Origin of the sequence: Archangium sp. (genome assembly GCF_045802675.1) — a bacterium.
Lineage (GTDB): Bacteria > Myxococcota > Myxococcia > Myxococcales > Myxococcaceae > Archangium.
The window spans coordinates 12660-36478 of sequence record NZ_JBJMQO010000128.1 but is presented as its reverse complement, the minus strand read 5'-3'; the positions used below and the strand labels follow the sequence as shown (position 1 = coordinate 36478).

General features: G+C 69.2%; 22 protein-coding genes. 11 read left to right on the top strand and 11 right to left on the bottom strand.

The genetic code is table 11. The annotated features are described in order from the left end of the window. Positions 1–484, bottom strand: a 484-nt coding sequence (locus ACJ8AN_RS35410; RefSeq protein ID WP_407759991.1) for an RNA polymerase sigma factor, incomplete at its 3' end; no start/stop codon positions are given. A 274-nt stretch (positions 485–758) separates the two neighbouring features. Between ACJ8AN_RS35410 and ACJ8AN_RS35405 the strand changes: the two genes are divergently transcribed. The 4 genes from ACJ8AN_RS35405 to ACJ8AN_RS35390 all read left to right on the top strand — a co-directional run bounded on the left by ACJ8AN_RS35405 (position 759) and on the right by ACJ8AN_RS35390 (position 3404). Beyond that, on the top strand, positions 759–1565 hold the full coding sequence (locus tag ACJ8AN_RS35405; RefSeq protein WP_407759990.1) for a GNAT family N-acetyltransferase: 807 nt from the start codon (positions 759–761) through the stop codon (positions 1563–1565). 79 nt (positions 1566–1644) lie between these two features. Further along, positions 1645–2355: an iron-containing redox enzyme family protein gene (locus ACJ8AN_RS35400; RefSeq protein WP_407759989.1), complete on the top strand. Its 711-nt coding sequence runs from the start codon at positions 1645–1647 to the stop codon at positions 2353–2355. A 135-nt stretch (positions 2356–2490) separates the two neighbouring features. Further along, positions 2491–2706, top strand: coding sequence for a DUF3892 domain-containing protein (locus ACJ8AN_RS35395; protein WP_407759988.1), 216 nt, complete (start codon positions 2491–2493; stop codon positions 2704–2706). A 53-nt stretch (positions 2707–2759) separates the two neighbouring features. Then, complete coding sequence (locus ACJ8AN_RS35390; RefSeq protein ID WP_407759987.1) at positions 2760–3404, top strand: hypothetical protein; 645 nt, start codon at positions 2760–2762, stop codon at positions 3402–3404. Positions 3405–3468: 64 nt separating this feature from the next. Here the strand turns inward: ACJ8AN_RS35390 and ACJ8AN_RS35385 are convergent, their stop codons facing one another. Continuing rightward, on the bottom strand, positions 3469–4548 hold the full coding sequence (locus ACJ8AN_RS35385) for a LuxR C-terminal-related transcriptional regulator (RefSeq protein WP_407759986.1): 1080 nt from the start codon (positions 4546–4548) through the stop codon (positions 3469–3471). A 495-nt stretch (positions 4549–5043) separates the two neighbouring features. Beyond that, positions 5044–7191, bottom strand: a complete 2148-nt coding sequence (locus ACJ8AN_RS35380; protein ID WP_407759985.1) for a hypothetical protein — start codon at positions 7189–7191, stop codon at positions 5044–5046. A 237-nt stretch (positions 7192–7428) separates the two neighbouring features. Here ACJ8AN_RS35380 and ACJ8AN_RS35375 point away from each other — a divergent pair, with 237 nt between their 5' ends. Next, positions 7429–8190: an SDR family NAD(P)-dependent oxidoreductase gene (locus tag ACJ8AN_RS35375; RefSeq protein WP_407759984.1), complete on the top strand. Its 762-nt coding sequence runs from the start codon at positions 7429–7431 to the stop codon at positions 8188–8190. Between the two features lie 63 nt (positions 8191–8253). On the opposite strand, the gene ACJ8AN_RS35370 is transcribed toward ACJ8AN_RS35375, so the two are convergent. The 6 genes from ACJ8AN_RS35370 to gstA all read right to left on the bottom strand — a co-directional run bounded on the left by ACJ8AN_RS35370 (position 8254) and on the right by gstA (position 13851). Next, positions 8254–10305 (bottom strand): ATP-binding protein, encoded by a 2052-nt coding sequence (locus tag ACJ8AN_RS35370; protein ID WP_407759983.1) that lies wholly within the window; start codon positions 10303–10305, stop codon positions 8254–8256. 110 nt (positions 10306–10415) lie between these two features. Further along, positions 10416–11261, bottom strand: coding sequence for an SDR family NAD(P)-dependent oxidoreductase (locus tag ACJ8AN_RS35365; RefSeq protein WP_407759982.1), 846 nt, complete (start codon positions 11259–11261; stop codon positions 10416–10418). A 49-nt stretch (positions 11262–11310) separates the two neighbouring features. Then, the gene (mtnC, locus tag ACJ8AN_RS35360; RefSeq protein ID WP_407759981.1) at positions 11311–11988 is read right to left on the bottom strand and encodes an acireductone synthase; all 678 of its coding nucleotides are present in this window, start codon (positions 11986–11988) and stop codon (positions 11311–11313) included. 4 nt (positions 11989–11992) lie between these two features. After that, on the bottom strand, positions 11993–12535 hold the full coding sequence (locus tag ACJ8AN_RS35355; RefSeq protein WP_407759980.1) for a 1,2-dihydroxy-3-keto-5-methylthiopentene dioxygenase: 543 nt from the start codon (positions 12533–12535) through the stop codon (positions 11993–11995). Next, a complete protein-coding gene (locus ACJ8AN_RS35350) occupies positions 12532–13152 on the bottom strand; it encodes a methylthioribulose 1-phosphate dehydratase (RefSeq protein ID WP_407759979.1) in 621 nt (206 codons plus the stop codon). The genes ACJ8AN_RS35355 and ACJ8AN_RS35350 overlap by 4 nt, the downstream gene beginning before the upstream one ends. A 90-nt stretch (positions 13153–13242) precedes the next feature. After that, complete coding sequence (gene gstA / locus ACJ8AN_RS35345; RefSeq protein ID WP_407759978.1) at positions 13243–13851, bottom strand: glutathione transferase GstA; 609 nt, start codon at positions 13849–13851, stop codon at positions 13243–13245. Positions 13852–14036: 185 nt separating this feature from the next. Between gstA and ACJ8AN_RS35340 the strand changes: the two genes are divergently transcribed. From ACJ8AN_RS35340 to ACJ8AN_RS35315, 6 genes are all read left to right on the top strand, one after another. Continuing rightward, positions 14037–15236, top strand: coding sequence for an ABC transporter substrate-binding protein (locus ACJ8AN_RS35340; protein WP_407759977.1), 1200 nt, complete (start codon positions 14037–14039; stop codon positions 15234–15236). Between the two features lie 121 nt (positions 15237–15357). Then, positions 15358–16023 (top strand): SDR family NAD(P)-dependent oxidoreductase, encoded by a 666-nt coding sequence (locus ACJ8AN_RS35335; RefSeq protein WP_407759976.1) that lies wholly within the window; start codon positions 15358–15360, stop codon positions 16021–16023. A gap of 173 nt (positions 16024–16196) precedes the next feature. Further along, positions 16197–16628 carry a universal stress protein gene (locus ACJ8AN_RS35330; RefSeq protein ID WP_407759975.1) on the top strand — a complete coding sequence of 144 codons (432 nt, stop codon included), beginning with the start codon at positions 16197–16199 and terminating at the stop codon, positions 16626–16628. A gap of 197 nt (positions 16629–16825) precedes the next feature. Beyond that, entirely contained in the window at positions 16826–17641 is an 816-nt protein-coding gene (locus ACJ8AN_RS35325) for a hypothetical protein (protein ID WP_407759974.1), read from the top strand. Further along, the gene (locus ACJ8AN_RS35320) at positions 17638–20370 is read left to right on the top strand and encodes a DUF4105 domain-containing protein (protein WP_407759973.1); all 2733 of its coding nucleotides are present in this window, start codon (positions 17638–17640) and stop codon (positions 20368–20370) included. The genes ACJ8AN_RS35325 and ACJ8AN_RS35320 overlap by 4 nt, the downstream gene beginning before the upstream one ends. Further along, on the top strand, positions 20367–21131 hold the full coding sequence (locus ACJ8AN_RS35315; protein WP_407759972.1) for a class I SAM-dependent methyltransferase: 765 nt from the start codon (positions 20367–20369) through the stop codon (positions 21129–21131). Before ACJ8AN_RS35320 ends, ACJ8AN_RS35315 begins: the two co-directional genes overlap by 4 nt. A gap of 19 nt (positions 21132–21150) precedes the next feature. On the opposite strand, the gene ACJ8AN_RS35310 is transcribed toward ACJ8AN_RS35315, so the two are convergent. Both ACJ8AN_RS35310 and ACJ8AN_RS35305 read right to left on the bottom strand, forming a co-directional pair. Beyond that, entirely contained in the window at positions 21151–22737 is a 1587-nt protein-coding gene (locus ACJ8AN_RS35310; protein WP_407759971.1) for a DUF4388 domain-containing protein, read from the bottom strand. Positions 22738–22908: 171 nt separating this feature from the next. Continuing rightward, complete coding sequence (locus ACJ8AN_RS35305) at positions 22909–23715, bottom strand: tetratricopeptide repeat protein (RefSeq protein WP_407759970.1); 807 nt, start codon at positions 23713–23715, stop codon at positions 22909–22911. Between the last annotated feature and the right edge of the window lie 104 nt (positions 23716–23819).

Sequence of the window (23819 nt, the reverse complement as noted above, 5' to 3'; positions counted from 1 at the left end):
GCACCTCCGCGAAGCGCTCGGTTGCCCGCTCGCTCCACAAGACGAGCCGGAGGGCTTCCCGGTCCCGCGGGGCCGGTATGTGTTCCTCGAGTCGCTTCAGGATGAGTCGCACCTCCGCGGACCGCTCCATCTCCTCATTCGGAGACGCCGCCGTGAGTTCGACAATGCTGGCGAAGGCATCATCCCGCCGGGTGCGCGAGCTCGACTTGCGGCAGCGGTCCACCATCCGTTTCCTGGCAATCACGGTCAGATAGGTGGACAGGAGAGCACGGGAGCGGTCGTAGCGCGCCGGCTCCCGTAAGTAGGAGAACACCGCGTCCACGGCGGAGTCATAGGCCTCGTCCGTCATCCCCGCCCTCTCTCCGTTGAGGACTTTCAAGAGCGGCCCCATGAAGGCTTGGAAGACGTCGACGGGAGCCACCGGGTCGCCTTGGAGGACCCGCTCGTGCAGACAGATTTGATCCACCAGTGATGGAAAGCGCATCCCCTCTCCTCGCCAGGGTTCTCTCGCCCACCATGGAGCGCACCACGTCTCGCCAGTTCCTTCGTCACCGAGCCATGGAGTTCGACCGGGAGCCCCACCTACCTCGCGGAGCAGGTTGGGCCCAAACAGGCCGGGAGGCAGTACCACCCGGGTGGTAGGCCCCGGGGAGAGTGACGAAAGGAAACACTCCGCGAACTTCGGCCTCCGGCGACGAAGAAAGAACAGGGGCACGGAGAAATGCCGGGCCCCCGCCTCGTCTCACGGGAGGAAGACCATGACGTCACTGTGTTGCCGTGTCGCCACCACCCAGCGTCAGCTCGATGACGCGCTCAGGGTCCGTTGGGCTGTCTTCGGAGCGGAGTTGAAGCTGCTCGGAAGACCCGCGCCGCCGGTGCCCCGGGAGGTGAGTGGCTTCGATACGTTGGAGACCACCGTGCATCTCGTGGTCTACGCGGAGGACACCCCGGTGGCCACCTCACGGCTGCTGCTCCCCAACCCCGAGGTGGCGCTCGCCATGAAGGCGCACCTGGGCATCGAGTTGGAGCAGAAGCTGGACCTGTCGGACGTGGGCGGTCCCGGTCTTCTGTTCGCGGAGAGCACGCGCTTCTGCATCGTCAAGGAATGGCGCCACTCCGAGGTGCTCGTGAGGCTGCAGGCCGGGCTGTACCAGGAGAGCCGGCGGCGCGGTGTCACGCATTGGATTGCCTCCGCGAACATGGAGACGGACTCGGCCGAGGACGCGCGCCTCGTCTACCAGGTGGCGGCACACCAGGGCTGGGTGAGTCAGCGTTGGCGCGTGCTGGCCCGCGCGCCCTCCGAGCCTCCGGACATTCCGAGCGCGCCCCTCTACACGCCGTCGCAGAGGGCCCGTGCCCGGCAGGGGCGGTTGGATGAACTGAGGCTGCCCCGGGTTCTTTCGCTCTTCGCCCAGAAGATGGGGGCGCGCTTCATCGCCGAGCCTCTCTACGATGCGGGCTTCCGACGATTCTCCCTGCCGCTCGTCGCCGCGCTGGATGAGATTCCACCCGGCACCCTGGCCCGGTTCGACCCCCCGAGCCCAGACACCTGCTGCGCCGCCTGAGCCGGCCGCGACACGCCCTCTCTTTCACCTCCACCTCGAACCTCAAAGGGCCGCCAACGGCCCCTGACAGGAGACGTGTATGAATTCCCAGACTGGAACACCGGCGCGGACGGATTGGATGGAGCTCCTGGAGCGCGAAGCGCGCATGCTCGTGGAGACGCTGGACGCGCACCCGGCCGCCCGGAGGCTCTTCGAGGGGAGTATCGATGCCGCCGACTATGCCCACTACCTGGTCCAGACCTACCACTACGTGCGGTGGACCACGCCCCTGCTGACGGAGGCGAGTTACCGCATGGAGCGTCTGGGCCAGCATCCCCGGTTGGCGGAGCTGCTCCTGCGGAAGGCAGCGGAGGAGCGCGGGCACGAGCGGTGGTTGCTGGCGGACCTGAAGAACCTGGGGTGGCCAGCCGGGCGGGCCAAAGGCGCGAAGCGCGGCCCCGCGGTCGACGCATACATCGCGTGGAACCACTACACCACGCTGTCCGGCGTGCCCGCCGCGTTCCTCGGCACCGCCTACGTGCTGGAGTACCTCTCCGTGCAACGCGCCCGCGGGAGCGTCGAGCACCTGCTCGCGGCCAATACCATTCCGAACATCCGCAAGGCTGTCACCTTCCTGCGCGGCCATGCGGACGCGGACAGCCACCATGTGGCGGAGTTGGCCTCGGTGCTGCGCTCGCTGACGGAGCCAGAGGAACAGTCCGCCCTCCTGCTCTCGGCGCGCATCACGCGCGCGCTCTACACCGGCTTCTTCTCCGAGAAGACCGGGGAGCACGCGGCACATACCTCTTGAGCGGTACAGACACCGCGAGCCTTCGCGGCACATCTTGCGCTTCGAGCACTGGCGGTAGCCAGTGCGTCCGGGACGGGCTCTTGGGGGGCGAGCCCGGTCCCGGTGTTGTGCCCACCGTCATCGAGAGAAATCATCATGGTCTACATCACCGAGATCCACATGTCGTCAGGTGGCAGCAAGCACGAGCACATCGAGAAGATGCGCTGGCTCAATCCTGATAATGTCAAAACAGGCGAGAGTACCCGGTCGGCGATGAGCAAAGTGGGCGTCGTCCGGACCAGTCCCCCATACCTGCGGACCCATGCGGACGGCCGGCCCTCCGACAACCTGCCTTGGCTGCCGCGCTACTGAGAGTCCCATTTTCCCAGAGTGACCCTCCCATACCCCCCATCCATCGAAAAGACATGAACAGGCTTCTCGCAGTGGTAGCAATCGCGCTGTCGGCACTGGTTGGCTGCGGCGGTGATGACAGCACTCCAGGAAATGGCAATACGGGCGGAAGCACCGGCACGACGCAGAAGTGCAGCGCTTCGAATTGCACGGGTTGTTGCTTCAACAATACCTGCCAGACGGGCAACACCGCTTCCGCCTGTGGCAAGGCGGGAACTGCGTGCGTGGCCTGTGGTTCCACCCAGGTATGCAAGACGGACCAGACGTGCGGCGTGGATCCCAACAGTGTCTGGCGCGTCCAGCCCGTCTCGGCCCGGGTCGCCTCCAGCGACAACGGCTCCTCCTGGGACGGTGATGGCTCCGCACCAGATGTCTTCGTCTGGATGCAGTGTCCGGGAGAGTCCTCCTCGACCGCGACTTTCGAGGTGGAGAGCTACTCCCCGGCGTGGACCACGGGTGGGTGTACCGCGAAGGCAAGCCAGTTGCTGGCGGGGCAGTGGGTGTTCCAGTTGTGGGACAGTGATATCAGCAGCAACGACACCATCACCGATACGCTCGGCTACCGGTTCACCGAACAGCAATTCACCACAGGCACTGTCAGCTTGGGCGCCTCGGGTGGAATGACGTCGCTGACAGTGCAATTGCAGAAGCAACCCTGAGGGCGGCTCATCCGACAAGGTCACGGGCAGGATGGAATTGGACTCCAGGCCTGCCCGTACCTCTTCAAACAGGCTTTCGCCGCCACGCCGCCTGGTACATGAGGTCGGCCCTGCTTTCCACGCCCAGCTTCTCGAAGATGTTCCGCACGTGTGTCTTCACCGTCCACCAGGTGAGGCCCAGTTCCTGGGCGATGAGTCGGTTGTCCCAGTTCCGAAGCACGTACTCCACGATCTCGGCCTGTCGCTCGGTGAGTCGCAAGCGCAGGTCCACGGGAAGGGGGATGGAGTGCGGAATCTCCTGGAAGAGCAGCGCCCACTGTGGCGTGCCCCCCTGATCCGGGAGCCGGACGAACGTCACCTTGAGGTTCTCGTCCGAGCCCCAACGCACCCAGGTATCCACATTGAATCCCGCGCCTTGCATGCCCACCAGCAAGGCGAGGTGCTCCAACAGCACCTTGGGAAAACCCAAGGGCCCGCAGTCGGACGGGTCGAACCACTTCTCCAGAAGTTGGGTGGCGCAAGTCGTGCGCATCTTCTCGGTGCAGGGCGGGGTCAGCACGACAAACGCGGTGCCCTGGTCGAAAAGCGCATCCAGGATCTGGCTGCTGGTCGCCACCGTACCGAACATCCGGCAGCGGCGCACCGTGCGCGCCAGGATGGGTGTCAGCCATTGGAGAACAGCCCGGTCCCGATCGGAAAAATCATGGCGTCGATCGCGGCGGTACAGTGTGAGGCCGCCATGCCAGTCCTCGTTCACGTCCAGCATGACCGACATGACGTGCTCCAACGGCATGCCCAGGTCCTTGCAGCGTCGATACAGCAGACTGCGAGTCAGTTCCTTGCGCGGCAACATCTCCGTATCCCGCAGGACCACGTTCGGGTGGCGCACCACCGCGTCACGCACGAAGTCCTCTGCGGCCATCTCGGGGTAGTGGGTGAAGAACGCCGCCGGCATTTCCGTCACCAACCAGTCGTACTCGGTGGGGCGGCCCGGCTTGGACACGCACAGCGCCACATAATCGGCCTGGATGAGCCGGGACATCACCCCCTGAGCAAGCGGCAGCACCTGTGAGAGATCCAAAGAGCTGGAAAGTGCCTCCATCAACTCGAAGGTGAGCGCCTGTTCGCGCGAGTCGAGGTTCATCGCAGTGTCCTTCCACGACCGGGGCAGGGACCACCCCAGGCGTCCAAAAACATGGTCCCTTTCCCGTAAAGCCCAGGCAGTCCCCTGTCTGTACCTCCCGGGAGGTATGGGCGGTCCGTCCATCCCAACGCCACTCCCATGAAGGGACATGCCCTTGGAGCATCCTCGCGCTGGCACACTTGGAGTGCTCCGTGAGGGCAGGGCCTGAGCTGCTCGGCCGCCAGGCTTGTCGCGTGGGTTGACCCCCTCGCTCGACCCGCTCACGACCTGGGACGATCGCCGCATCCGCCTGGCTTGAGGAGCGAGCGGGATGGAGCACCGGGAGTCCGCCAGCTCGCTCAACGGGGTATGGCTGCAGCTCGTCAGGTTCAAACCCAAGCGAGCGAGCGCCGACCATCTCCGGCATGAGCTGGGTGTGCGAGTCCCCGCGATATTCGGACCACCGGGCGCCTCACCGTGAAGTGAGACGCCCGGTGCTCGAGGTCTTCCTCCCGCTCAGGGCTCCCCGAGGTCATGCCCCGTGGCCCGGCAGGAGCGAGGGTCGAACGTGGGCATGAAGGTCAGGGTGACGGGGAAGGACAGGCCGCCGCTACCGGGGGGCACGAAGGGGCCGAGGAAGGCCCCCGTCCTGCCGTCATAGCGGAGCACCGAGGAGGGCAGGAAGTCGGGGATGTAGAGGTTCCCATCCGGGCCGAACTCCATGTCGTTCCCGTCGCTCAATCCGCCACTGCCGGCCGGGACGAACACGCCGAGAAAAGCGCCCGTCCTGGCGTTGTACCGTCGCACCTCATCCGCTCGGGTGGTCACGTACAGGCGGCCGTCCCGGCCAATCGTCAGGGCGATGGCGTCCACGCCAGGAATGAAGATCGCTCCGCTCTGCCCTGGAGCGGGCCGTGGGGCGCCCGTCTTCCCGTCGTAGCGCAGGACGTCCCTGCTCAGCACGCTCTGCACGAAGAGGAATCCCGAGCCGAAGGCGAGCCGCTGCGGAACCGACAGGCCCCCGCCCGAGGCGAAGACGCCCAGGAAGGCCCCCGTCTTCCCGTCGTAACGGAGCACGCTGTTGGTGCCGAAGAAGCTGTCGCTGACGTACAGGTTGTCATCCGGACCGAAGGCGAGCTCCCCGGGCGCGCCCAACCCGCCGCTGCCGGGCGGGACGAAGACATCCAGGAAGGCGCCCGTCCTCCCATCGTAACGGAGCACGTTCCGGCTCCCGAAGCTGGCGATGTACAAGTTCCCATCCGGGCCGAAGACGAGGGCCTGGGGATTGTCCAACCCGCCGCTATGCGGGGCCACGAAGATCTCCTCGAAGGCGCCCGTGGTCCCGTCATAGCGGTGCACGCTGGCGTCGATGCCATTCGAGACGAGCAGGTCTCCGCCCAGGTCCGCGGTGAGGAGGATCTCCGGCGAGTCGAGCACCGTGCCGTCCGTCTTCATCCGGACGGCCAGGATGTCGTGCGGGGTCTCGGGGTCCGCGGTGGAACCGCCCGCGTAGGGAATGAGGTAGCGGCCGGAACCCACCGCCACGCTCGGGAGGAACTCCTCCGCGAAGTCCCCGCGCGAGAGGCGCACGCCGGAGGACTCCACCACCGAGCCGTCCTCCTTCACCCGCGCTCCCCAGATGCGGCTGGCACCCGAGCGCGTGTCGCCCCAGACCACCAGGGATTTGCCCTCGTGGTGGGCCACCTGGGGGAAGGTCTGCTCGCCGGGTCCGACGGAGATGGGAATCCCGTCCGGTTCCTCCACCCTCCCCTTCGGGTTGACCCGGGCGCCGAAGATGTCATGGGTGCCATTGCGGGTGTCATCCCAGACGACCACGAAGCGCCGGCCGCTCCAGACCACGTCGGGATGACGCTGCTCACCGGGCTCCACGGCAATGGGGAAGCCACCTGGATCCAACACGGTCCCATCGGGGAGGACCCGGTCGCCGAAGATGTCCGGGGTTTCGCTTCCGTTTCGTCCATCCGTCCAGACGACGAGGAATTGTTTTCCATCCCAGGCCACCGCGGGATCGGTCACGAAATCGACCTCACGCCCCGAGACCAGGAGGGCCGGCTCGAGCACCGTCCCGTCGCTCGCGATCCGCTTCAAGGTGATGTCGGTCCCGGCGCTGCCGAACCCGCGATAGGCGACCATGCACAGTCCCGGAGCACAGGCGAGCCCGAGCGGGCCGTTGAACTCGTCTCCACCGGTGATGAAGAACTTCGGGGGCAGGACCGTGCCATCCCGAGCCACGCGGATGCCGGCGATCTCTTCGATCCCGTCCCAGACCACCACGTAATGAGTGCCATTGAAGGCGACCTTCGGCGTGCCCGACTTCCCCTTGTCGGATTCGTGGATCAGGAATCCTCCCGGCTCGAGGACGGTGCCGTCCGGCTTCACCCGCGCTCCGAAGATGCCCCCGGAGCGGGTATCTCTCCAGACCACGAGATGATTCCTGCCATCGAAGGCCACCGAGGGCCCGTCCACCGCGGTGCCCAGCGGCGGTGGGCACGGAGCCTTCCATCCGGCCTCCAGCGAGGACTTCGCCGCGACCTCCGCCGTGGGTTCCTCCTCGAGGGTACTTCCACATGCGGCGAGCAGGATTCCGAGCGCCAGGGCCCACAGCGCCGCGCCATGTCTTCCGTTGCGTGAATGTCTCTGCATTGCTCCCCCCCTTTTCAGCCGTACCGAAGGTCACTCCCGGCTGGAGAGGAGGCAATTGCCCCGGGATTCCGGTGGGCGGCGCGGCTCGCGGGCTGCCCCCGACTCCGAGCGGGTGCGAGTGTTGGGAATCACCGGGACTCCACGAGCCAGAGCACCCGGATACCAACAGCCGGGGCACTCTCCCCATTGGCGGCGGCCGAGCCCCCGCGCTAAGCCCCACCCCAGAGGAGGAAGCCCATGACGGAGATGAGCTATCGGACGGCCCTGGTGACGGGGGCCTCCAGCGGCCTGGGGCGCGGTCTGGCGCTGTGGTTCGGCAAGCAGGGCGTGAAGGTGTACGCCGCCGCGCGACGCCGCCCCCAGTTGGAGGCACTCGCACAAGAGGCGAAGGAGGCCGGCGCGCACATCGAGCCCGTGGAGTTGGATGTCTCCGACGCGGAGGCCACGCTCGAGCGCGTGCGCGAGCTGGACGACGCCTGTGGAGGGTTGGACCTCGTGGTGGCCAACGCGGGCGTGGGCGGGCAGACGGACGGCAAGAACTTCCCGTGGGAGCACGCGAAGAAGGTCATCGACGTGAACGTCACCGGGGCGGTGGCCACGCTGACGGCGGTGTTGCCCCGGATGGTCGAGCGCAACCGCGGGCATCTGGTGGGCGTCTCCAGCCTGGCGAGTTGCCGGGGCCTGCCGCAGAACGCGGCCTACTCGGCGTCCAAGGCGTTCCTCAACACCTTCCTGGAGAGCCTGCGGGTGGACCTGCACGGCACCGGGGTGCGCGTCACCTGCATCAAGCCCGGCTTCGTGAAGACCGAGATGACGGCCGGCATCCAGCACACCATGCCCTTCCTCCTGGAGGCCGAGCCCGCCGTGGAGTTGATGGCGCAGGCCATTCTCCGCGGCCAGGACGAGTACGGCTTCCCCTGGCCCATGGCCCGCGCCGTCGAGGTGGCGAAGTGGGTGCCCAACCTCCTCTTCGACGCCGTCGCCAGCAAGGTGCTCTGAGGCTCAGCAGCGTCCGGAAGCCCCATGAGGAGCACCGAGGAGCTCGCGCCCTCGCGGTGAGCATCAAGCGCGCATGGAATGCGGTGGCAGGACGACGCGGAACAGGCTGCCCCGCCCCATCACGCTCTCGACCTGGATCTCCCCGCCCAGCTGCTTGACGATGCCGTGGCAGATGGAAAGCCCCATCCCCTTCCCCTCTCCGGCGGGTCGGGTGGTGAAGAACGGATCGAACAGCCTTCGCTGCGCCTCCGAGGAGATGCCTCGGCCCGTATCGGAGATCTCGAGCACCACCCAGCCATCCTCGCGCGCGCGGGTGCGCACCACGAGCTGGTTCCGGCTGGCGTCTCCCTCCGCCATCGCCTGGGCGGCGTTGAGCAGCAGGTTGAGACAGACCTGGCCGAGCCGCGATTCGCTGCCCAGCACCGGAGCCACCTCCTCCAATTGCAGCACCACCTGGGCGCGGTACTCCAGCTCGGGCAACGCGAGCTTCAAGGATCTCCTGAGCACGGCTTGCACGTCGACCGCTTCCGACTTCTCCTCACCGCTCCCACGAGCGAAGAGCTTCAACTCCCGGACGATGTCGTTGACCCGCCGCGCGCCGTCCAGGCTCTCCGCCGCGATCTCCCCCAGCTCGGCCAGCTCGCTGCCCGCGTGGCTCCCGACTTCCGCGGAGGTGGCCAGCTGCGGCAGCTGCTTGGAGAGGAACGCCAGGTTCGCCGTCACGTAGGCCATGGGATTGTTGATCTCATGGGCCATCCCGCTGGCCAGGGAGCCGACCGTGGCCAGCCGGTCCTCCAGCAGCGCGCTCTTGAGCCGGGCGGCCTCCTCGGCGCGGGCCAGCGCTTCCGCGAGCTCCGTGTTCGCCCGCGCCAGACGCGCCGAGAGCGTCTCGTTGATGTAGCTGAGCTGGATGAAGTCCGCGATGAGCAGCGCTCCCGCGCACAGCCCCAGGTTGATGATGGCCATCGCGGTGAGGCGGGGCGCCTGCACCACATAGAGGTCGGTGAGCACATCCACGACGCCCGCACCGAGGATGCACAGAACGGCGGCCGCGAACACCAGGTCGGACGAGCGCTTGCGGCGACGCAGGGTGGCCGCCGTGAGCACCGTCGCGTACAGGATGCACCCGAGGATGTAGGGGGCGAAGAGCTGGTAGAGCCTGGCGGAAGCGGCGGGCGGGCCGAGCGCGTACGCCGCCAGGAAGGCGCCCGCGGACACGCCACAGATGACGCGGTGGAGCTTCCCGAAGCGGGTGATGCGCTCGAGGCAATACTGCTGGGAGAACTCCATCATCGCCCAGACGAAGCCCGTCACCGAGACGGTGAGCACCGTGATCGTGGCGCGAGAGGACTGCGTCAGGGGCAGCAGCCCGATACGGACGGCCAGGTAGAGCGCCGCCGAGGCGACCACGAAGAAGGTGGAGCGCCGCAGGGCGCGCCGGGTGGGCTCGGCTTCCCGGCTCATGAACAGGCCCAGCAGCACCAGCATGAACGCGAAGAGGGCGAGCGCTCCGTACTGGAAGAACCGGCGGGTATCACTCGCGCGCAGGAAATACGGCGCCAGCTGCTCCTGCGCCCCGAGAAACAAGCGCGCGTCGACCACGCCATCATCTCCGGGAACCGTCCACTCGAAACGGATGGCGAGCACGTTGGAACCCGGACGCACGTCCCGCACGTCCACCGTCCAGGCCTCCAGCCCGTCCACCTCGCCCTTGAGTCCCCGGAAGGACGCATCCGTCTGGCCCACCTCGTGTCCATTCACGAAGATGGACGCGCGGCCGCTTCGCACCCCGCCCAGCGTGAAGAGCAGCGGCTTGTCCCGCAGCGCGGCGGGGAGGTCGAACCGCTTGCGGACCCACGCCCGGGGCGCCTGATGGCCCTCGGTGGAGTACCCGCCGGGTAGCCGGAGCTCCCCCCACCCCGAGTCGTCATACGCCGGCTCCGCCCACCCCGCCCCGTCCCCTTCCTGGAGCTTCCACGTCCCGCTCAGGTCCAACACATGGGGCGCGAGCCGGGCGGGCAGGACATACGTGGCGAGGAAGAGCCAGCAGGTGAGGAACGGGGCGGCCACCGCGAGCAGCAGCGGGAGTCGGCGAGCCAGGGTGTGGATGGGCACTCGCGGCCACTCTCCCCGCAAGGCGTTTGCGGCGCAATCAGCTGGGCCCGAGCCTACCAGCAGCCCAACGTGTGTCCCAGCCCCGTGGGAACGTGCCGCTCCTCCCGGCGTCAGGCGGAGGGAGAGACGGCGAGCTTCTCGAGGAGCGAGTAGACCTTCGCGCGCACGGCCTCGTCCTTCACCTGCTTGGGCAGCTCGGCGGGCTTGCCATTCACGATGTAGCTGCCATTCGGGACGTCGCCGAACGCGGCGACGAAGAAACGGCGCTGTGCCTCCTCGAGGGTGCAGCCGAGCCCGATGAGCCGCATCAGGGGACCCGCGAGCAGCTGCATCACCTTGGGCTGCCCGCCACCGAAGCGCGTGCCCATGATGACGCCCGGGTGGAGCGACACCGCGCTCACGCCCTCGGCCGCGTAGCGCTTCGCCTGCTCCACCGTCATCATGACCGACGCCTGCTTGCTGCGGCCGTACTGCGCCAGGCCCGCGTACTTCTTCGGCGCCACCAGCTCGTCGACCTCGACGGGGAAGCTGTCGAGGAAGCCGGTGGCGAGGTTCACGACGCGCCCCTTCGCCGCCGCGAGCGCGCCGTGCAACTCCTTCTCGAGGACGAACGCGCCGAGCGTGTTGAGCGCGAACGTGGTCTCGATGCCCTCGGCCGTCTTCGACTCGGTCTTGAACGTGCCGCCCGCGTTGTTGATGAGCACGTCGAGCCTCGGCGCCTTCTCGAGGATGGCCCGGGCGAGCTTGCGCGCTCCGGCGACCGTCGAGACGTCGCCGAGGATGACCTCGCCGTCACCGCCCGCCTTCTTCATCTGCTCGAGCGTCTCGTTCGCGCGCGCGGCGTCCCGGCCCACGACCAGGACCCGCGCACCGCGCTTCGCGAGATCGATGGCGGCAGCCTGGCCAAGCCCGCTCGTGGCACCCGTGACGACGACGACCTTGCCCTTGGCATCCATGTGTCTTCCTCGTCTGCGTGCTTCGGTGATGGAACCGGGACAGTATGCCCTACGGCTGGAGCTCGTCGAAGCCGTGGGCCACCGGATGGGGGCCTGGAGCCACCTCGGGCCCCTCGCCCCGGACCAGACACGCGGTGCGCAGGCCCGCCGCGGCGGCCGCGTCGAGCTCCTCTCTCACATCCGACAAGAAGAGCACCTCCGCCGCGGGCAGCCCCAGCTCCCGGACGATGGCCGCGTAGGAGGCGCTCTCCTTCTTGCCGCCGATGCCGGTATCGAAGTACCCGCGGAAGAGCGGCGTCAGGTCGCCGAAGCGCGTATGGCCGAAGAGCAGCTTCTGCGCCCGCACCGAGCCCGAGGAATAGACATACAAGCGGATTCCCCGGGCGTGCCACTCGCGCAGCCCGCGGACGGCGTCCTCGTAGACATGGCCCTGGAAGTCGCCCTGGCGATAGCCCTCCTCCCAGATGAGCCCCTGCAAGGCCTTCAGGGGCCCGAGCTTGCGGTCCTCGTCCATCCACCGCAGCAGCGTGGCCACCAGCTGCTCATCGTCCAGCGCGCCACCGGCCAGCTGGCGGGCCTCGTCCAGGAGCTGGCGCACCTCGGGCCGCTGTCCGTGGGCGCGCACGAAACCGGGCAGCTGGCGCGCCGAGTACGGGAAGAGCACTTCCTTGACGAAGGACAGGCTCGAGGTGGTGCCCTCGATGTCGGTGACGATGGCCTGGACCATGTGGCTATTCGAAGCGGGGGAAGCGCGAGGCGATGTCGCTGCCGGTGGGACGGGCCACCCAACCCTCGGTGTTGGTGAAGAGGCGGATGGCGGTGAAGCGCGGCTGGGGGCCCATGTCGAACCAGTGCGGCGTCCCATCCGGCACGGCGATGAGGTCCCCCTTCTCGCACAGCACGTTGAAGACGCGGCCCGCCTTGTGGATGCAGAAGAGCCCCTGGCCCTCGACGAAGAAGCGCACCTCGTCCTCGCTGTGCGTGTGCTCGTGGAGGAACTTGTTGCGCAGCGCCACCTTGTCCGGGTGGCCCGGCACCATGCTCAGCACGTCCGCCGTCTTGAAGCCCCGCTCCTTCTTCAGCCGCTCCACCGAGTCCTGGTAGGCCTCGAGGATTTCCGCCTGGGACGCCCCGGGCTTCAGCGGCTGGCGCGCCTCCCAGCGCTCGAAATGGATGCCCACGGTGTCCAGCTCGCGCCGGATGGTGTCGAAGTCCCGGGTGTGGACCCGCGGGCTCTGGCTCTCGGTGTCGTCGAAGACTGTCAGCTCGCTCATCGCTTCAGTTTCCTCATCTCCCATTCACACTCAAACAGGAATTCGAACGCTTCCATATGCCGCCGGGCATCCGCCACCGTGCGCCCCCACGTGTAGAAGCCATGGCCCTCGATGAGGTAGCCAGGCAGGCCCGGGTGCTCGCGCATGTAGTCCTCCACGCGGGCCGCGAGTCGGGGGATGTCCTGGTCGTTGGGGAAGACGGGCACCTCCAGACGCACCTCGTGGGTGACCACGCCCGGCAGGGCCTTGAGCACCTCATAGCCCTCGAGCACCACCCCACCGGGGCTCAGGCGCGAGAGCAGCGTGGCGTGTAGCGAGTGCGTGTGCAGCACCGCCCCGAGCTCGGGCGCCCTCCGGTAGAGCTGCAGGTGCAACCCGGTCTCGGCCGAGGGCTTGCGGCCCGGCGAGAGGACTTCGCCGTCCAGCCCCACGAGCAGGAACCCCTCCGCGTCCAGCTCGCCCTTGTGGCGGCCGGAGGCGGTGATGAGCAGCTGGTGGGCGTCCAGGCGAGCCGAGAAGTTGCCCGCGGTGGCGGGCACCCAGCCGCGCTCGAAGAAGAAGCGCCCCGCACGGCTCAGCTCGTCCGTCAGCGCGCGGATACTCTCGGTCCGGTCCATGACGGCGCAGTCTACACGGAGCCCGTCATGGGCAGGAGCCACCAGGTGGGGGAGGCCCGTGAAACAGGCCTCCCGGAACGGCTGGCTGGCCTACTGCTTGCCGAACTCGGCCTCGAGCGTGGCCTTGACGGCGGGCCGCGCGGCGATGCGCTCCCCATAGGCCTTGAGGTTGGCGAACCGGCTCAGGTCCAGCTTGTGGTGCTGGGCCCACTGGAGCATCACGAACACGTAGGCGTCCGGCGCGGTGAAGTGGTCACCCATGAGGTACTGCTTGCCCTCGAGGCTCTTGTTGATGAACTCGAAGCGCTTGGTGAGCCTGTCGAAGGTGGCCTTCTTGTCCGCCTCGGAGACGTTGGGGTTCCAGAGCGGGCCGTAGCCCTTGTGGATTTCGGTGCCGATGAAGCCCAGCCACTCCTGCAGGCGGTAGCGCTCCAGCGTGCCGTTGGCGGGCGCGAGCTTCGTCTCCGGCTTCTGGTCGGCGATGTACTGCACGATGGCCGGGTTCTCGGTGAGCACCTGGCCATTGTCCAGCTCCAGCGCCGGCACATAGCCCTTCGGGTTGACGCTGTAGAAGTCCTTGCCCTTCGCGGTCTTGTGCGCGCCCAGGTCGACCAGCTCGAGCTCGAACTTGAGGCCCGCTTCGCGCAGCATGATGTGCGGGTTCATCGAGCAGGCGCCGGGCGTGTAATAGAGCTTCATCGGTGTAGCCTCCAACGGCAGGGGTAGGGGTGTTCGCGCCGCTATATACGAGCGAAGGCTGCCGTGCGCACGAAGACGGCGCCTCGTCCCTCCAAGTGTGAAGCCGCCATCACCGCCCTCCCGGCATGCCAGGGACGGCGGAGTGCGCTAGAAGGCGGGCGCCTGGGTTTCTGGAGGAAGTCCGCATGCGCCGTCCCGCCGTCCCGTTGCTCCTCGCCGCGCTCACCGTGCTGGTGGCCGCCTGTGAGAAGAAGACGCAGCCCGCGCCCTCTTCCACGCCTCCCGCCACGCCGGCCGCGGCCTCCACCGGGGGGACTCCGGGCAACGAGGACACCATTCTCCTGGGCCAGGTGGGCAGCCTCACGGGCAGCGAGGCCACCTTCGGCGTCTCCGCTCGCAACGGCATCGCCATGGCCATCTCCGAGGCGAACGCCACGGGCGGGGTGAAGGGCAAGAAGCTCGCCGTGCGCGTCTACGACAGCCAGGGCAGGCCCGAGGAGGCCGCCCAGGCCGCCACGCGCCTCATCTCCCAGGACCATGTGGCCGTCATCCTCGGCGAGGCCGCCTCGTCCAACTCCATGGCCATGGCGGACAAGGCCCAGGCGGCCGGGGTGCCGATGATTACGCCCTCGTCCACCAACCCCGCCGTCACCCGCAGGGGCGACTACATCTTCCGCGTCTGCTTCATCGACCCCTTCCAGGGTTACGTGATGGCGAAGTTCGCCCGTGACCACCTCAAGCTCAACCAGGTGGCGGTGCTGCAGGACAACAAGAGCGCGTACTCGGTGGGCCTCACCGACGTGTTCAGCCGGAAGTTCTCCGAGATGGGTGGCGCCATCGTCGGCAACGAGAGCTACTCGAAGGGCGACACGGACTTCCGCGCGCAGCTCACCGCCCTCAAGAAGGTGAAGCCGCAGGCCCTCTTCGTGCCCGGCTACTACACGGACGTGGGCATCATCGCGCGGCAGGCGCGTGAGCTGGGGCTGACGGTGCCGCTGCTCGGCGGCGATGGCTGGGAGTCCGACAAGCTCTTCGAGCTGGGCGGCGCCGCGCTCGATGGCAGCTACTACTCCAACCACTACTCGGTGGATAACCCGGACCCGCGCGTGCAGGAGTTCATCGCGAAGTACAAGGCGGCCTACGGCGCGGTGCCCGACAGCGTGGCGGCCCTCGCCTATGACGCCGCGCGGCTCGCCATCGACGCGATGAAGCGCGCCCCCAACCTGTCGGGCGCGGCCATCCGCGACGCCATCGCCTCCACCAAGGACTTCCCCGGCGTGGCCGGCACCATCAACCTCGACGAGAACCGCGACGCGGTGAAGCAGGCCGTGATTCTCGAGGTGCAGGGCGGCAAGACGAAGTTCGTCACCACCATCAAGCCCTGAGGCGACTGTCCTGTTGCGTGGGTTTCGGCCGCTGCCGTCCCCTTATTGATGCACGGTGCGGGCGCGCAGGGACTAGCCTCGCCCCGGCCCTCCTGTGCACGGAGGGCATCCTCATGGAGGGATGATGGGTACGCAGCCGGTTTGTACGATTGTAGGAGTCGGACCCGGGCTCGGGGTGTCTCTGGCCAGGCGTTTCGGACGCGAGGGCTTCCGGGTGGCCCTGCTCGCCCGCAAGCGCGCGGCGCTCGAGGGCTTCAGTCAGGAGCTCTCCCGGGAAGGCATCGAGAGCGCCACCTTCACCGTCGACGCCAGCGACGCGAACGACGTGAAGCGCGCCATCGCCCAGGTGGAGCGGCAGCTCGGCGCCACCGAGGTCCTCGTCTACAACGCCGCCGTCCTCCGCCAGGGGCTGCCCAGCCAGCTCTCCCCCGACATCCTCGTCGAGGAGTTCAAGGTGAACGTCATCGGTGCGGCGGCCTCCGTCCAGGCCGTCCTCCCCAGCATGCGCTCGAACCGCCGCGGCACCATCCTGCTCAGCGGCGGCGGGCTCGCGCTCGACCCCTCGCCCCTGTATGCCTCACTCGCCATCGGCAAGGCTGGCATCCGCTCGCTCGCCTTGAGCTTCGCCAAGGAGCTGCGCCCCGACGGCATCCACGTCTCCACCGTCACCATCTGCGGCCTCATCCAACCGGGAACGCCCTTCGCGCCGGACAAGCTCGCCGAGCGCTACTGGGCCCTCCACCAGCAGCCCGCGGAGCAGTGGCAGGCCGAGGACGTCGTCCGCTGAGCGCCGCCCCGTAGGCTTGCCCTGGTCCGCCGCCCCGGCCGGCATCCCGCCGGGCAGCCGCTGGCCGCATCTTCGACAACCCGGGCGGGGTTCCGACTTGCCCCTGGCGTGCCCCGCCCCACCCTGACGGTATGGGGGTCCTCGCCCCCGATGCCTTCCCAGGAGGAGCGGACGTGATCCACCACATCCTCGTCGCCATCGACGGCTCGGAGACCTCGCGCAAGGCCGCGCGCTTCGCCCACGACCTGGCGCAGCAGACGGGCTCGCGCATCACCCTCCTCTTCGTGCTCGAGCCCCCCCGCGTCGTGAACTTCGGCTTCCTCGATGCGGAGCTCATCGCCGGCCCCCAGCGCACTCCCGAGGAAATGGAGGCCGTGCGCCGCATGCTCGATGAGGTCGCCGCCGACCTTCCCAAGACCCAGGTCGACAAGGTGGTGGAGATCGGCCGCCCCGCCGATACCATCGTCTCCATGGCCGAGAAGCTCGGCGCGGACCACCTCGTCGTCGGCGCCCGCGGCCTCAACCCCGGTGGGAAGTGGTTGCTCGGCTCCGTCAGCGACCGCGTGGTCCAGCACGCGGGCCGTCCCGTCACCGTCGTGCACTGACGGGCGGACGGCGTGGCCCGGTGCGCCATCGCACCGCGTCATGCGCAGGCCTCGTGCACCCGCCTGCACACCGCCGCGAGGTCCGCTTCGCACGCGCCCCGCCCCAGCCCTCGCAACCCCACGAAAGTTCGAACGCGAACACCCGGCACGGCACTGGCTTAGGCTGTCGGCGAACGAACATCGATTCAGGGGGCACGATGAAGAGGCAGAGGACGCGCGTCGCCGGGGCCATCGCCTGGCTGCTGGTCGCGGGATGTCAGACACCGGGAGCGGTGGGCTCGGGCGCCATGAGCGCCGCCGACTCCTCGGCGGGTTCCAACACGGGAGATTCGGGCTCGGGCAACTCGGGCCAGTCGACCAAGGCCGACTCCAGCCAGTCCAACTCCGGCCAGTCGACCAAGAGCGACTCCAGCCAGTCCAATTCCAACTCGAGCCAGTCCAAGTCCAGCCAGTCCCAGTCCTCGGAGACCTCGCAGCTCGGCTCGAAGAGCTCGAATGCCAGCTCCGAGGCGTCCAAGCCCAGCTCCGAGGCCTCCAAACCCAGCTCGGAGAACAGCAGCGAGTCGTCCAAGAGCAGCCAGGGCAGTCAGAGCAATGGCAACGTGCTCTCCTTCTCGCTCGTGGGCGCCACCGTGGGCGGGCTGGGCATGGCCTTCTGGCAGATCCTCCACGCCGTGCCCGTGGGCCCTCCGCCTCCGGCGAACGTGGGACAGGCCGCCCAGGCGTACCTGCGCGCGCGCACCCATCAACTCCGCGAGGACCTGGCGCTCGGGGCCGGCCCCAGCATCGAGGACCTCGCCGCCATGGCGCGCATCCGCCGCGAGAACCTCCGCGTCTTCGGCCGCCTGCTGCGCGAGCATCGCCAGGAGCTGCTCACGCTGGCCGACACCTCCGCGCTCACGCCCGAGCGCGCCCTGAGCTGGCTCGAGCGCGTGGGCCAGCTCGCGAGCGCCGAGCCCGCGCTGCGGGAGGATCGGCGCGCGTTCCTCGCCGCCCACGGGATTGTTGAATGAGGGGCCTCGCGGCACTGGTGACGGGGCTGGTGGTGGCGCTGCCCGCCGCCGCGCAGACGCTCGCCGAGCGCGTCCACACGCTGGAGACGGAGCACGGCCTGGTGCTGCGCGCGCCCGCCTCCGAGGACGCGGCGCTCGTGGCCGAGGTGGAGGCCGGACTGGCCGCGCTGCCCCCCGCCCTGCGCCAGGTGCCCGGCGGCCCCCTGGAGCTGGTGCTGCACGAAGAGCCGGCGCCGCTCGGCATGGGCAACGACTCCGAGCGGCGGCCGGACTGGAGCGAGGGCCGTCAGCGCTTCCACCTCTACGCCTTCGTGCCCTCCCAGGAGCGGAGGGCCACGCTGCGCACGGCACGCCTCACGGACGGGGAGTTGGAGCGGCTGTGGCGCCGGCGCGCGGTGGTGCACGCGGTGATGCAGCGCTGGGACGACGCGCGGCACTGGAGCCGGGAGGCGCGCTGGCGCCGGCTGTCCGGCTGGCTCCGTCCCTTCGAGCGGCCGCTCACCCTCACCGAGGAGTCGCTCCTCACCTACGAGGGGGCCTTCAGCCGGGCGCGCGGGCACAAGAGCGCGTCGCTGGACCTGGTCACCTTCGCCGAGGAGCTGTTCGTCCCGGTGGAGTCGCTCCGCGAGGAGGCGCTCTCCGTGGAGGAGCGGGTGCGCTGCCAGGAGTTCTCCAAGGCGCGGGCGCTCGGCGAGCTCCTGGAGAAGAGTGGACTCGGGACGCTGGCGCCGCGCGGGGACTGCCCCGCCTTCGACATGTGGGCCAACACCGGGGAGCTGTCGCACTTCGAGCTGCTCCTCGTGGCCTCCACGGGCCGTCAGCCCGAGTCCCTCTTCGGCCACCTGCTGATGCGGCCGGTGTGGCGCGAGGGCGCCGTCACGCAGGGGCCCGGCTTCGGCGCGGTGATTCAGCCCGTGGCGATGACGGGCATGGAGTCGGGAGGCCCGCGCTACGTGGTGCGGGGAATGTCCGGAGGCTTCTCGCTGGGCTTCCTCACCTCGACGATGGGAGACCTGTCGCACGAGACGCTGGAGCTGGAGCAGCGCACCATCCGGCGCTTCCGCCTGCGCCTCACCCCGAGCGAGCAGGTGCGGCTCATGGAGCGCGTCTGGGAGATGGAGCGGCGCGGCTACATGGCCTACTACTTCTTGACCGACAACTGCGCGAGCGCGCTCCTCTTCCTCGTCAATGGCGCATTGGAGGAGGGCCGCGAGGTCCGCGCGCCCGGGTCCTTCTGGGTGGCGCCCGGGGCCACGCTGGATGCGTTCGCCCGGGGGCCCCAACCCTTCCTGGAGCACATCCCGGACAACTTCGAGTCCACCGGCGAGCGCGCCGCCCGGGCCCAGGAGGCCCGCGAGGAGACGCTCGAGCAACTGGCGACGCGGGTGGGCCCTGGATTGCGCGCACGGCTGCGCCTGCTGCACCGGCGGCTCCAATCCTCCGAGCCCGGGAAGCGCCACGAGGCCTGGACGCGGCTGCCCGCGCTGGTGGAGGAGGTGCTCGCCTCCGTGCCGCAAACCGAGCGCGAGGACACGCGGACGAAGCTGCACGCGTACATCGCCTGGTCGGTGCGGGTGGAGCGCTCGGAGGTGGACCGGGCCGAGGACGAACGGCTGAAGGTGGAGCGCGCCCAGCTCGTGAAAATCCACCAGAGCCTGCCGGCCACCATCGATGAAGTGGTCGAGCGCCAGCTCCTCTTCGAGCGGGAGGACGTGTTGCAGCGCAAGCTGGCGACGCTCGACCGCATCGCCCTGCTGCAGCAGGCGCTGGCCACCGCGGACCGGCGCGAGCCCACTCCGGAGGAGGCACGCACGCTCGCGCGGGCGCAGGCCACCGAGGCCGCCTTCGTCACCGCCACCGAGATACAGGGCGGACTCCACGAGGGGTCCCTGTCCGACGTGGACCCGTTGGCCTTCCTGGAGCGAGACCGCGCGATGAAGGTGCGAGCGGAACAGGACCTCGCCACCCTCTCCCTGCCGGCCTCGGGCGCGGCGCGGACGGCGGTGATGCTGGGCGTGGACGTGTCTCCCTCGGGGCACGCGCGGCCGGTGGTGGGCCTGCGCACGGCGGGGCTGAGCGAGGCCCTGGGCGAGTCCTACCTGCACGGCTTCCGGCCCAGCAGCGAGCTGCGCGTGCTCGACGGAGAGGTCCGCGTGGAGCCGAGGCGCGGGCTGCCTCGCGTGCTGGACTCGCGGCTCACCCTGCTGGGCTACCGCACGCTGCTGCGCGAGCCGCCCTGGCACCGGCGCACCCTGCTCGACGAGCTGGGCTGGGGCATGGAGCTGCGGCTCGACACGGAGGAGCCGGGGCGGGAGCTGCCCTACCGCGCCACCGTCCAGGGCGAGGCGCTCCTCGTGGTGGACGAGGGCCCCCGCTTCCAGCACTACGCCGCGCTGGGCCTGGGTGCCCGGGCCGCGCTGCGCTGGGGGCTCGAGGACGCCACGCCCGCGGTGGGGCCCCGGCTCTCCTACTCGCAGCGCGTGGGACTGCCCGGCTCGCTGGCCAACGCGGTGCGCCTGGAGGCCGCCTGGTCCCCCACGTTCACCGTGTCCCACGGCCTGCGGCACGAGGCGGAGGCATCGCTGCGGTTGGAGGTTCTCGTGGGCCAGTGGGGGCGCCGGGGCGTACGCTTCTCCCCCCGGGCCCAGGTGCGCTGGGAGGGCGAGCTCGACGGCTGGCCCTCGGGCCGCGCCGAGCCGCGCCTGGATCTCGCCGTGGAGGTGTTGTGAACCCGCAGACCCAATTCGATGCCTTCGTCCGCGCCTACGAGGACGACGAGAACTTCCACTACCGCCGCTACGTCGAGGCGCCCTCGTTCTTCGAGGCCCTGGGCAACATCACGGGCCGCTCCGTGCTCGACCTGGGTTGCGGCGCCGGGCTCTATACCCGGAGGCTCGTGCGGCGCGGGGCGGCCCGGGTCGTCGGCCTGGATATCTCTCCGAAGATGCTCGACTACGCCCGGGCTCGCGAGGCCGAGGAGCCTCTGGGAATCGAGTACGTGCTCGACGACGCCCGCAACGCGGGGAGGCTCGGGACCTTCGACGTCGTGACGGGCATCTACGTGCTGCCCTACGCGCGGAACCTGGAGGAGCTTCGAGCCATGTGCCAGGGCACGTCCGCCGCCCTCCGGCCCGGGGGACGCTTCGTCACCGTGCTGGTGAACCCCGAGGCCCGCTTCGCGCGCGAGGACTACTACGGGAAGTACGGCTTCAGGCTCGTGCCCGTCCAGCGCCAGCACGCGGGCGTCGAGCCGTTGCCGGAAGGAGCTCCCGTCCGCCTCGTCTCGCACCTGGCCGACAAGGAGATCGACGTCACGGCCCATTGCTGGAGCCACGAGGCCATCCTCTCGGCGATGCGCGAGGCGGGCTTCAGCCAGGTCCTCTGGCAGGGGATGGACGTGGAGCCCGAGGGAGTGGTGAGGTTCGGCTCCGACTACTGGGTGGACCTGCTCAACAGCCCCCCCGCGGTTCCACTCATCTGCGTGAAATAGCCGGGAGGGGCCGCGGGGCTCAGCGCTTCACCTTCTTCATCGTGTCCTGGATGAGGTCCACGTACTGCCGGTTCTTCGGATTGAGTTTGAAGGCCTTGCGGTACGCGTCCTCGGCCTGGGTCCACTGCCCCTCGCCGCGCGACACCTCGCCCGTGAAGAACCACGCCTCCTCGCACCCGGGCTCCTGCCTCGTCACTTCCTGCAGCTCCTGCAGGGCCAGCTTGCCGTGCGCCTCGGGCTTCATCAGGTAGCGCGCCCACGCCCGGTACGCCCGGTAGAGGGGCTTCGGGTCGATGTCGCACGCGTACTCGAAGTACTCGAAGGCGCCCGCGTAGTTCTCCGCCTTCAGCCGCTTGCGCGCCTCTTCGTACTGGGTGCTCGCGTCCAGCAGGTCCGTGCGGATGCGGAACTGCTCCGCCGTGGTCGGCCGCCCCGTGCCCACCTTCTTCTCCCGCGCCGCCGCGCGCCGCTTGCGCCACAGCGCCGCCTGCTCCACCTCGGACAGCGCGCCGTACGCCCGCGCGTACCCCACCAGCAGCCCCTCCGCCTTCTCCTTCAGGTCCGCCGTCTGGAAGCGCAGGGGCGAGAACTTGTCCGAGAGCGCGAGGAACGCCTTGCGCAGCGCCACCGGCTGCACGTTCTCCGGCACGCCGAGCAGGTCGAACGGATCCTGGCCGCGGTGCGCCATGAAGGCGCTCAGCAGCGCGTTCTTCACCGCCTCGTCGTCATCCGAGAACGGCACGCCCGAGGGCCCGGCCGGCACGAGGCTCGCCGGGTCCACCGTCTCAATCATCCCCGGCAGCGGGGTGAGCGCGGGGCCGGGCATGGGGGCGGGAACCGGAGCGGGAGCCACCGCGGACGGGGCCGGGGGCGGACGCTTGTCCACCTCCTCCGCGAAGTCCGCGAGCCCGAGCAGGCAGAAGGCATAGAGCCGGCGCAGCGTGGCGTCGGTGTCCAGGCCCGAGCGCTCCATCAGCTCCGGGAAGGTGGGCCGGGTGCGCAGCGCCTGGAACAGCCGCGCGTCCTTCGAGGACAGCCTCGGCCCCTCCACGCCCGGCACCTGCGCGAAGTGCCGCTCATCCGTGAAGGTGAAGTGCGTGGCCACCTCGTCGAAGGGCATCATCGTGGCGATGCCCGTGAGGATGAGCTGCGCGGTGTTCATGCGCACGCTGGTGTCCGGCGGCTCGATGTCGGCGATGAGCCGGTAGCGCGCGTCCGTCCAGCGGAAGCAGTCCAACAGGCTCATCGCCATGTTGGCCTGCATCTGCTTGTACAGATCGAACGGGCTGATGAGCCCCTTCTGCACCAGCAGGCCGCCGATGGGCACGTCCGTCGAGACGCTCTCGGCGAGCGCCTTCTGGTAGTCCACCTCCGACAGCTTGCCCTTCTCCACCAGGAACTTGCCCAGCGTCTCGTGCAGCAGGTTGCTGGAGCACGCCACGGGCGCGCCATCCTCGAAGGTGATGCGCTTCTCGCGCTGGCGCACCTTCAACTCCAGCGTGCACGTGCGCTCCTCGATGGCGAGCGCGTGCAGCAGCAGCGGGAAGGGCGTCTCGATGAGCGCCCCCTCGCGCTGCCTCAGGACCAGGGCGGGGGTGGGAAACATGGCGCCGCAGCTTAGAGGTCCGCCCCGCTCCCCCACTACCCCCGTGTGCGGCCTCGCACGGCCGCAGGCCCTCCTCACTTCCGGACATCTGGGAAGCGGGGCCACTCGTAGTCGACTACGAGCAACATCCCACCCACACCCACATCACTCGTAGTCGACTACGAGTGAGGACTACTCGCCGTCGGAGGCCACGTCCGAGTCGCCCGCGTAGCCGTAGCCATCCGGCGAGGGCTCGGGGGGGTTCATCCGGCTGAGCATGGAGACGCCGAGGGCGAGCACCACCAGCAGCGCCACCCCGTAGGCAATGGGCCGGCTGGGACGGGCGCGCCAGGCCCACAGCCGCTCGCGCCGGCGCTGGAAGCCGGGGGCGGCCACGTACTCCTTCCAGGCCTCCTCGCGCACCAGCGCCCCCTCTCCGTCCCGTCCGCTCCGGTCGAGCGCCCGCGCCAGCAGCACCCGCCCCTCCACCGTCCCGGGCCGAGCCCTGCGCAGCCGCTCCAGCGCCTCGATGGCGCCCTTGGTGTCCCCGCGCGCCAGCCGGAAGCGCCCCCGCTCCAGGTCGATGACCCCCATCTGGTAGTCCGGCTGCAGCTTCGCCGCCTCCTCCAGCAGCAGCTCGCCCCGGGCCGCGTCCCCCGCTCCCAGGTACGCCAACCCGAGCACGAAGAGCGTGGTGAGGTCGTCGTCGCCCGCCTCGAGGTTGGGCTTGAGCACCTCCACCGCCGCCGCGTACCTGCCCCGCCTCACCCACAGGTCGGCCAGCTCCGAGCGCGCCCGCCGGTCATGCGGGTTGGTGTGCAGCATCCGCTGCAGCTTGTTGGCGCGCTGCCACCGGCCCAGGGCCCGGAAGGGGCTCGGGAGGATGCCCACGGTGTAGCGGTCCGCCACCCACACGAAGCCCAGCACGCCCAGGGCCGACAGCACCGGGCTGCCGGTCAGCGAGGAGAGGACGATCCACAGGAGCCAACTGGTGTTCATGGCGGCGGCTCATATCAGGTGGGAGCGGGGTGCCGCACGCTCGGGTGTGGCGTGGCGAAGCGCCACAGGGGCGATCCGCCACAGTCCCCCCGGTGCCCAGGCGG

Bases quoted from the DNA above. Each gene is read 5' to 3' on its own strand.
- ACJ8AN_RS35405 (WP_407759990.1), top strand. From the start codon at position 759: ATGACGTCACTGTGTTGCCGTGTCGCCACCACCCAGCGTCAGCTCGAT.
- ACJ8AN_RS35400 (WP_407759989.1), top strand. From the start codon at position 1,645: ATGAATTCCCAGACTGGAACACCGGCGCGGACGGATTGGATGGAGCTC.
- ACJ8AN_RS35395 (WP_407759988.1), top strand. From the start codon at position 2,491: ATGGTCTACATCACCGAGATCCACATGTCGTCAGGTGGCAGCAAGCAC.
- ACJ8AN_RS35390 (WP_407759987.1), top strand. From the start codon at position 2,760: ATGAACAGGCTTCTCGCAGTGGTAGCAATCGCGCTGTCGGCACTGGTT.
- ACJ8AN_RS35385 (WP_407759986.1), bottom strand. From the start codon at position 4,548: ATGAACCTCGACTCGCGCGAACAGGCGCTCACCTTCGAGTTGATGGAG.
- ACJ8AN_RS35380 (WP_407759985.1), bottom strand. From the start codon at position 7,191: ATGCAGAGACATTCACGCAACGGAAGACATGGCGCGGCGCTGTGGGCC.
- ACJ8AN_RS35375 (WP_407759984.1), top strand. From the start codon at position 7,429: ATGACGGAGATGAGCTATCGGACGGCCCTGGTGACGGGGGCCTCCAGC.
- ACJ8AN_RS35365 (WP_407759982.1), bottom strand. From the start codon at position 11,261: ATGGATGCCAAGGGCAAGGTCGTCGTCGTCACGGGTGCCACGAGCGGG.
- mtnC (WP_407759981.1), bottom strand. From the start codon at position 11,988: ATGGTCCAGGCCATCGTCACCGACATCGAGGGCACCACCTCGAGCCTG.
- ACJ8AN_RS35355 (WP_407759980.1), bottom strand. From the start codon at position 12,535: ATGAGCGAGCTGACAGTCTTCGACGACACCGAGAGCCAGAGCCCGCGG.
- ACJ8AN_RS35350 (WP_407759979.1), bottom strand. From the start codon at position 13,152: ATGGACCGGACCGAGAGTATCCGCGCGCTGACGGACGAGCTGAGCCGT.
- gstA (WP_407759978.1), bottom strand. From the start codon at position 13,851: ATGAAGCTCTATTACACGCCCGGCGCCTGCTCGATGAACCCGCACATC.
- ACJ8AN_RS35340 (WP_407759977.1), top strand. From the start codon at position 14,037: ATGCGCCGTCCCGCCGTCCCGTTGCTCCTCGCCGCGCTCACCGTGCTG.
- ACJ8AN_RS35335 (WP_407759976.1), top strand. From the start codon at position 15,358: ATGATGGGTACGCAGCCGGTTTGTACGATTGTAGGAGTCGGACCCGGG.
- ACJ8AN_RS35325 (WP_407759974.1), top strand. From the start codon at position 16,826: ATGAAGAGGCAGAGGACGCGCGTCGCCGGGGCCATCGCCTGGCTGCTG.
- ACJ8AN_RS35320 (WP_407759973.1), top strand. From the start codon at position 17,638: ATGAGGGGCCTCGCGGCACTGGTGACGGGGCTGGTGGTGGCGCTGCCC.
- ACJ8AN_RS35310 (WP_407759971.1), bottom strand. From the start codon at position 22,737: ATGTTTCCCACCCCCGCCCTGGTCCTGAGGCAGCGCGAGGGGGCGCTC.
- ACJ8AN_RS35305 (WP_407759970.1), bottom strand. From the start codon at position 23,715: ATGAACACCAGTTGGCTCCTGTGGATCGTCCTCTCCTCGCTGACCGGC.